Source organism: Pararhodobacter sp., assembly GCF_036802785.1.
Lineage (GTDB): Bacteria > Pseudomonadota > Alphaproteobacteria > Rhodobacterales > Rhodobacteraceae > Pararhodobacter.
Map to the genome: position 1 here is coordinate 80,878 of NZ_DAIRVN010000007.1, position 6,529 is coordinate 87,406.

General features: G+C 58.7%; 9 protein-coding genes. 6 read left to right on the plus strand and 3 right to left on the minus strand.

The features are described from left to right. The first annotated feature begins 78 nt into the window (after positions 1-78). On the plus strand, positions 79-345 hold the full coding sequence (locus V7Q53_RS04700) for a hypothetical protein (RefSeq protein WP_333827262.1): 267 nt from the start codon (positions 79-81) through the stop codon (positions 343-345). 15 nt (positions 346-360) lie between these two features. Further along, on the plus strand, positions 361-624 hold the full coding sequence (locus V7Q53_RS04705) for a hypothetical protein (protein WP_333827263.1): 264 nt from the start codon (positions 361-363) through the stop codon (positions 622-624). Between the two features lie 20 nt (positions 625-644). On the opposite strand, the gene V7Q53_RS04710 is transcribed toward V7Q53_RS04705, so the two are convergent. Further along, entirely contained in the window at positions 645-1,514 is an 870-nt protein-coding gene (locus V7Q53_RS04710; RefSeq protein ID WP_333827264.1) for a hypothetical protein, read from the minus strand. Between the two features lie 326 nt (positions 1,515-1,840). Here V7Q53_RS04710 and V7Q53_RS04715 point away from each other — a divergent pair, with 326 nt between their 5' ends. After that, positions 1,841-2,353, plus strand: a complete 513-nt coding sequence (locus V7Q53_RS04715) for a zinc ribbon domain-containing protein (protein WP_333827265.1) — start codon at positions 1,841-1,843, stop codon at positions 2,351-2,353. Between the two features lie 31 nt (positions 2,354-2,384). On the opposite strand, the gene V7Q53_RS04720 is transcribed toward V7Q53_RS04715, so the two are convergent. Both V7Q53_RS04720 and V7Q53_RS04725 read right to left on the minus strand, forming a co-directional pair. Then, positions 2,385-3,782: a hypothetical protein gene (locus tag V7Q53_RS04720; protein ID WP_333827266.1), complete on the minus strand. Its 1,398-nt coding sequence runs from the start codon at positions 3,780-3,782 to the stop codon at positions 2,385-2,387. 143 nt (positions 3,783-3,925) lie between these two features. Next, a complete protein-coding gene (locus V7Q53_RS04725; protein WP_333827267.1) occupies positions 3,926-4,213 on the minus strand; it encodes an HU family DNA-binding protein in 288 nt (95 codons plus the stop codon). Between the two features lie 212 nt (positions 4,214-4,425). On the opposite strand from V7Q53_RS04725, the gene V7Q53_RS04730 reads away from it, so the two are divergent. From V7Q53_RS04730 to V7Q53_RS04740, 3 genes are all read left to right on the plus strand, one after another. Beyond that, positions 4,426-5,004 carry a hypothetical protein gene (locus V7Q53_RS04730; protein WP_333827268.1) on the plus strand — a complete coding sequence of 193 codons (579 nt, stop codon included), beginning with the start codon at positions 4,426-4,428 and terminating at the stop codon, positions 5,002-5,004. Between the two features lie 11 nt (positions 5,005-5,015). Then, positions 5,016-5,918, plus strand: coding sequence for a hypothetical protein (locus V7Q53_RS04735; RefSeq protein ID WP_333827269.1), 903 nt, complete (start codon positions 5,016-5,018; stop codon positions 5,916-5,918). Positions 5,919-6,171: 253 nt separating this feature from the next. Beyond that, positions 6,172-6,529, plus strand: a 358-nt coding sequence (locus V7Q53_RS04740; protein WP_333827270.1) for a hypothetical protein, incomplete at its 3' end; no start/stop codon positions are given.

Sequence of the window (6,529 nt, forward strand, 5' to 3'; positions counted from 1 at the left end):
CTATCTTATCCTGATAACATAGTGTCAAGTACAAAGGATCACCCTGCCCCGGATCCCTGAGCCCATAGAGGAAAGCCAGTGCCCTATCAGATCGACCTCGAAGACCGCGGCCAGGACCTTATCCGCCTCACGGTCAATGAAACCACCGGTGAGATCACGGATGCAGGCTTGTGCTCGCATCTCTATGCCGATGGCCAGCACCACGTCATCGTGGATGACCTCGTGACCGACCGGATTGTGAATTTCCGCCGCGCCGGGACCGACGCCACCCAGAGCTTCCACTACCCCATGACCAGGCTCTCTCTGAATGGCAAGGTTCTGGCTGAAGTGGCCAGGTCCAGATGATCCGGGAGAGAAAAAATGGCTGACGGTGACCTTGTCGACCCGACCGACTACGGCAGTATCGTGCGCAACAACCTCATGAAGCGCCCGTTCTATGCGCCCTATTGCATGTGCTGCTCCGGGTTCAACCGCATGAAATGGGATGGAGAGCAGTTCGCCTGTCTTATCACGCGCGAGCGCACCGAATTTCCGGCGGCTTTCATCGAAGGGTACAAGGCGCGCTGGCACGCGCCGGTGCAGGCATCCGCCGGCCAGGCGGATGCGGTGAAAGGCGATATTTGATCCGGACTTGACCGGGGTTCTCAGAAGGGTTCCGGGCTTGCGATTACCTCGGGCATCTCCTTCTCCGGCAGTCCCTCCCAGAGCTCCCTGAGATGCGGATCCTGCGGCCCTAACCAGAGGCTCTCATGCGGCGAAACGGACTGACCGCATTCCGGACATTCATCGTCGCACTGACACGACCAGGTGTCGGTCCATGACGGAGGCGCCTCGCCAGCTGCGACATCAATAGCGGTGCATTCCTCATGGACATAGTGGTTCTTCCAGACGCAGGGATTCCCCGACGTGTCGACCTCCAGTCCATAGAAGTCTTCCATCGCCATCAGGTCGGCGCGCGTCCGGATCTCATCGGGGATGCCATGGAAATCGAAGGGCACGGCGACGGCGGGCTCCTTTTCCGGCGCATGATCAAATCCCCGGAAATTCCCGCGCATGATCGCCCACAGGCTTGTGCGTTCGGGATAGTAGATATCCGGCGAGCCGAACACGGGACCGGCATCCATATGCCCGGGCAGTCCGATCGAGACCAGGACGGTCATTTCCTCGTCGTCCATCCCATGACTGGCATGCGCCGCCATTAGCATCAGCCGGTCCGCCGCAGGCGTACCGGGATCGAGACACATGTCCTGACCGTCGGAATCCTGAGTAATGAACTTGCCATCCTGCAGACGAGCACCAATGGTCTCGAGCGCGGCGGGCAGGTTTGCTGCAGACACGAATACCGATCCCTGCCGCAACCTGAACACCCTGTCGCGTCCACCGGCATCGGTTTCCGGGTTCACTTCGACGATCTCGGCGGTGTAGTCACCACCGGAGGATATTTCGGCACTGCCCTCGCGCATCAGTAAGGCGCCGTGCTTCGGATTTACATCACTCAGGCTGATCCAGCTCATGTTGTTCTCCATGCTTTTTCCGATGATAGTCTGTGCGCGCGAAAAAATGCGCCCAGCCTCGGGGAATGGGCACATTTCGCAAAACGATCTTGCTTTGCCGGGCACTTCCTGCCTATGATCAGGCAACAAGACCCGCCACGCCTCGGGCGAAGCCTCGGCTTCGCACTGCGCACCCAGGCGGGTTACTTCATTTCAATATTTGACTGGTTTCGTGTCCGAGCCCCGCTGGCCGGGACACTCAAGAACCATAAGATCTTGATGACTCTAACGCTTGTTGACTTGAAAACGCCAATGTCATCGGCAAAGTGGAGGAGTCAAGATATTGGATGCAGCGTATGGCTCTTTTTTATTGTTCCGAATGCGATAAAGAGATCTCTGATAAAGCGCCGTCCTGCCCAAACTGTGGCGCAGTCTATTTCGATACCGCTTCGGAAAATGACGGGTCAGGGTTCTTTTCCGGCATTTTCAAGATGATATTAAGTGTTGCCGTTGGCTCATACCTTCTCACTTATGGCTTGAACTGGCTCGCACAAGGAGAGCCGCCACATCCCATCCACATGGTGACTGACCTCCTACGCCAGGCTGGTGTTCCTGTCGGAAACTTGGACTGCGAAAGCATCCATCGGGATGTGATATCTCTTTCTGTCAGCGGTGCTGCACAAAATAATGGTATCGCCATCCGGGATTTAGTTAACATTTCGACGTCATCTCAGTCACCAAGTGCAGTTTCATGTATTGGAAGAGCCACATGGAGCACGGGACATAATAGCCGGGTCAGTTATTCAAAGACCTTGCGTGGTGGGCAGTATTGGATCGAATTCAGGGAGCTCCTGTTATGAGTTATCGGTGATTGATGCGATAGTGGACAGCTCATGGGTTTTCGGCGTGACAGAGGCGCTGAACCCAGGTTGCGATACGAGGACTGCAAAGATCACCCACGTCCGGCTCATGCATGTCATCCGGCCCTGCCAGTGCCATCCACCCGATGAAGGTGTCGGCATCGACACCCATTTCCTCAAGGAAAAACCTTAGTATGTAGTATATTGCTGACGTCATGGGTTCTGGGCCATCACTGGAATATATCTGATGGAACCCGAGGGATGAATCGCTTGGCCAATAGATATCCCTGTCCACGCCGCCGACGAACACCATCGGACAGGCGGAGTAGCATTTCCCGTAAAGCTGGGTGCTGAGACCACGCTCACGGATCAATACGCCAGATTGCAATGCATCGATAACGCTGCCGCCTCCGCTGCCCAGCGACACAATTCTCACTTCCGGATGCTGGTCGAGAGTCTCCCTGAAGCGATCGTAAAAACCGACGTCGATTTCACCGAGAACATTCAGGAATTCTCCATGGGCGACCATGTCGGCCTGGCCTGGATCGTCCTCGCGGTAAGAACTGAAAGGAATACCGAAGCTCCCAACGCACTCGAGATTCCAAGTAGAAATCCTCTGGGCCTGACTCATCATCACGACACTCTCTGCCGTTCCCATCCAGACTCCAAGCTCGACACTGATCTGCAGGAACGCATGTGGATCGTCACCCGGGCTTAGATACTGAAAGCTGCTACCTTCGCCAAGCGATCCTGTCATGCCAAGGGCGCGGCCGAGGTTGGCACACTGATAAGGTGACCACATATCAAGGCCTACCGTATTACCAGGAGACCCTGTGCCCATGCTTATTGCGTGGTCGTAAAAAATTCTGCGCATCCTCTCGACCTGCGGGATCATCTCCTCCAGCAGCCCTTCGCGGATCGGTTGTACGCCGAGTATTTCTTTCGGAGATACGGCACGTATGGGTGGGATGACAAGATCGACCCCGGCAGAGCTTGGCTGAGGGTGGAGCACCTCTCCGAAAATCGGGATCGGCCCTTCAGGCGGTTCGAGAGCCAGGCCCCAGAACCTATCTCCGCCGGAACAAAAAGCATCACCCATGATCACCCCGTTCTCCAGTAGCTCTACGAGAACTTCTTCCCTTCCCTCCGTGCTGGTGATGCCAATTATTGCAGCAAAGGCACCCCTATTGGTGCCGAATACCCAAAAATCATGGTTGGCGTAGACTGAGAGGTTCGGGCTTGCCATCAGCAACGGCAAGGATGTTTCAGAGGCCACAACAACACCGCAGTATTCTGGCGGGATAAGATACGTGGCATCCGCGTATGCAGGCTCAGCCGATGATGAAAAGGACGAAACTGCGGCGATGATTGCCCAGATTGTCGGTCGATGACGCTTTGAATGTGAGTTTTTCAGCATTGCCAAGCTCATGTTGCAGATGGCGCTATCCTCGCGGCAGATCAACAAATTGGCAAGCCTGATACGGCCTCAGCTGCGGCGTGGGCAGCTGGGGCCGGAAAACTGACGGGTCGCGTACTACCGCAAAGCCCGTCAGTGATTTTTCGCAACGCGCGTCAGCCCTGCGCCACGTCCTTCAGTGCCTTCACGACGGTTGCCTTGACGGCCTTGTCTGCGGGCTTGACCATGACTTCGCCGGTCGCCGGGTTGCGCACATTGCGCTCTGCACGCGAGCGGACCGAGATCTTGACGACCCCGGGCAGCAGGATCGTGCCGCCAGTGCGCACTTCGCTGGTGATGATCTCAGCCAGCGTATCGAGCGCAGCCCGTGCCACCTTGTGCGTGGTGCCCATGCCCTCAGCCATGGCGGCAATCAGCGCGGTCTTGTTCATCGACTTTTCCATCAGGTCGTCCTTGATTGGTTGTTTTTCGCAAAACCTATTGTCGGTCAATGATCAGAACAAATCAATACGCAAAATACGGTAAAACACCTTTCTCTACAGGAGAATATCAAACTTCACGGGGTCTGATGGCCGGATTCTCTCAAAGCACGGCGTAGACGGACAGGTCCTGAGCGTGTACGCATCTCCATCGGGTAGCAGAAAAGGTGAGCGTAATGTCCAGTGCTGAGCACGCAAATGGTAATCCCCTCGACGATATGGTCATCTATCAGATCGGCGCCCCGCTTCCCGACGATATCCGCGCGACATTCCTCTCGGCCGGAGGGAATGAGACCGGCGGGGCATTGCTGCTGCCCGCCAGGATGTTCATCCTCCTGCTGTCCGACATTACCCCGCGGGATATTTCAGCCTTCCTCGGTCCGGCCGTCATGCGCATGGCGCGCGAGACGAACTGCATGGTGCTGAGCCTTCTGTTCAGCGGGTTGAGCTATGACATGGTCTGGTCACCCCATACTGCCCGCCGGACTGGCGAGCCGCGTCTGGCGAAGCCCGATCCGGGCGAACACATGCTCTTCACCTTCATTCTGGTGGACGAGACATGCGTCATCCGTGCCATCCGGTCGTCCAGCGTCGCCCCGCAGATGGGACAGGCTCTGGTGCGCGCCCACAGGGAGCTGCTTGCGGAGCCGCATACCAATGAGGCCATCAATGCCACGGTCGCGGAACTCTTTGCCCGGTACCCGAAGAAAATTCCGGACGAGCGGTTTCATGAGATCTCGCATCTCGGCGAGTAAGGGGAACAGGCATGCGTCCTTTCCCGGTCACGGCATCGACCCCGCAAGCCATAGGCAGGATCCTGGACATCCTGGCGGCCTGTCCTGATTTCACCGAGGTCAGGCGTGCGGGCCTGCTGTTCCATGGCACCTGCGAGACCATCACAGGCCCGCTGCACGGCGGCGCACATGACGGGGTGTTGTGGTGTGCCGAAACCCCTTCCGTCGCCCAGGCCTATATTCCGCGGGCCGGGATGACGCGCTACCTGTCGATGCCAGGCGCGCATCACGGTGACGAGCTGGTCCGCCCCACGGATCCGGATGATCCGGTCATGATCTGGGCGCTCGGACGCGCTGGCGCCACCTGGGCGGACCTCGAGGTGGAGCACGACCCGCAGAGAGCGCGAACCATCCTTGCGTGGCGAAACCTTCCGGGATGGCCGGTCAAGCGGGACCTTGGGACCTGGATCGCCGATGAGCTGGGCTATGGCCGGCCCTCCATCGGCACCTGGTCCATCCTGTGCGATCGCGATGAGGTGGGTCGGGAGATTTTCCGTCCTGCAGACTGGTACCTGTCGGGGACGCTCCTCGTGCTGCATGTCCCGGATCTGAAGGCAGAGCCCGCTACCTGGTCGCCCGACCTGACCCTCTACAAGCCTCACAACCGTCTCGCCGATTTCGCGCGCTTCGCCCGGGAAGGTCTTGAGGCTTTCAGCATGCAGGATCGGCTGCAGTCGGATCATCTTGGCAATGTCGGCCACCGCGCCGTGGGGCTGCTTGCGCCGGCCCTGGAGCGCGCGGACTGGATCGCCATTCCGGCGCAGCGTCATGATGGCAAAGATATCGCCATTTTCAGCGAACCGATGACGCGGGAGTTCTCCGGACTGATGCGATACGCGCACGCGTGCCGGAGCGACCCCTCCCCCTCGCCATGACCGGCGCGATTTACTGTTGCGAAAATCCGCTCAATCGGTCATGATTGCCAGGAAGTCCGGAAAGACGAGCCATGCGACAGAAATTCATGCCCGACGCGACCAGAGAGCCAGGCACAGCCCGGGCGACCGGCTTGCTGTGCGGGCTTCCCAGATCAACCTGTTAACCGGCTTGAGGTATCTCGAGCCGGTCCTGTGACCGGCTCGAGCCTCGATATCACCAAGGCTTCCGGTCTCCCAACACCTCGAGGGGACCATGTCAGAACCCGCCATCATTGCCGAACGCCGCAACGCCGCCTGGACTCCGGGCGAGGATGCTCAGCTGCTGGAGCGTCGCAAGAGCGGCGACCCGGTCAGTGTGATTGCCGCGCTCCTCAAGCGGCCTGTCCCCGCCGTCTACGCGCGCGCAATCAAGCTCGGGTCCAAGGTCATTGAGCGCAAGACCTGGACTGAGGCCGAGGACGCACGCCTGCGCTCCCTGGTGCTCACTGCCGGGCTGAACAACCGTCTGATTGCCGAGTCCATGGGCATCCGGCATTCGGCGGTATGCTGGCGCATCCGGCAGCTGAAGCTGACGGGGGTCCGGCCTGTGCCGGTCACCCCGGCGTGCAAGC